This window comes from Paenibacillus sp. P4_A7 (genome assembly GCF_056402455.1).
The window spans coordinates 1-1,447 of record NZ_JBFUHJ010000753.1 but is presented as its reverse complement, the minus strand read 5'-3'; the positions used below and the strand labels follow the sequence as shown (position 1 = coordinate 1,447).

Genomic DNA, 1,447 nt, shown 5'->3' with positions numbered 1-1,447 from the left:
GCACTATCCTGCCCGTTAGCTTAACAAATAAAGGGAGTAGCTGCCGCAGCAAACTGCCCCTTATTTGTTCAACTAACGTTCCCCGTTAGCGTAACGGCTACTTAAATTTTGTTATTTTCTGACAAGGTAGCCAACAGCCTTTTTGGCGTCGGCATCAACAAAAACACGTATTGGTCCTAGAATCTCATCGTTTGTTTCGAAAGATACTTTATAAAGGCGAGCGACTTTGGGTGCTTTTCCTCCATCTTTCACAAATGGCATATCCTCTACCTTTGCGGTTTCAACTTTCGCAGTTTTCCAATCGATATCCACTTCTTTCTTGTTATGGTCAGAAAGACTATTCCATGCGGCTTTTCGCACTGCCTGCAGGTCATCGGTCGTTGGATTCGTGTTGATTGGCCGATTTACAGAAACATCTACATCTATAAGACGCGCGTTCTCGTTAATGATTTTTTTCAACTCAACTGTTGATTCTTTTGTGAGTGTATAGCCGGTATGAGTTTCTTTCACGTCCATGATCATGCCTCGCTCACTTTTTTCGCTGAGCCATATGTCAAAGGCGTGTTTCTTGTCTTCCAGAGTAATAACTATGTCATAATCAGGAGTAGCCGTGTTCAGAATTCCATGAATTTTTTCTGCCGTTTTCATGGCACGAATGAATTTCTCAATAGTCTCTTTATACGTATATTCAACCATTACAGTGGGATTTACTGAACCATGAGCTTGGGACTTCGCAATGGTTATCTCATAGACATCTTTTTCTTCTAAGTAACCCCCATAATTGCCCCACCAGAACCTAAAAGTGCTTCCTTACGCTCGTCACGTTCTCCATGGCTGCATAACAGGCAAATTCTTTCCCACGATCCGTTGTAGCCGTCTGAAAAGTACCTTGTGGATATTGACTAGCTACCACACCTAAGGCGACTTCCATGGAATGAGCGTTTCGATCTGGCATCTTTACAGCGACGTATAGTCGCGTCTTACGTTCAATGAAGGTGGCTGCACATGCTCGGCTTTTCCCACGACTGGAGACTACCGTATCGAGTTCCCAATGACCGAAGGACTCACGTTTTCGCACCTCTTTAGGACGCAAACTGATCGGGGTGCCCACAAGGAAACGTCCCCGTGTCTCTAGGGGTTTACGTCGTTTTCCCTTATGCCTTAAGACACCTACCTTACCGRCAGCAAGACGTCCAGCATACAGCCATCGGTAGATGGTCTTGAAACAAATGAAGGGCTTGTTCTCAGAGCGTCGCTTTTCAGCTATCTGTTCCGGCGACCAGGTCTGGCTCAGCTTCGTGTTCAATTCATCTGCAAGCTCTGGCGTAAATTTACCTATAGGCACACTGGTGCTTCTGCGTTGCATGTACATCTGATGGGCCATTAGAGCAGTGTAACCCTCAGCTATACCACCTCGTTTGATTTCACGGGCAATAGACGCATGATG

At 45.5% G+C, this 1,447-nt stretch carries 2 pseudogenes; both read right to left on the bottom strand.

The annotated features are described in order from the left end of the window. Positions 1-111: 111 nt before the first annotated feature. Positions 112-750 (bottom strand): annotated as a pseudogene (locus AC1DWN_RS33685) (YhfM domain-containing protein); the annotation flags it as partial. A 49-nt stretch (positions 751-799) separates the two neighbouring features. Then, a pseudogene (locus AC1DWN_RS33680) lies at positions 800-1,447 on the bottom strand (IS30 family transposase); the annotation flags it as partial.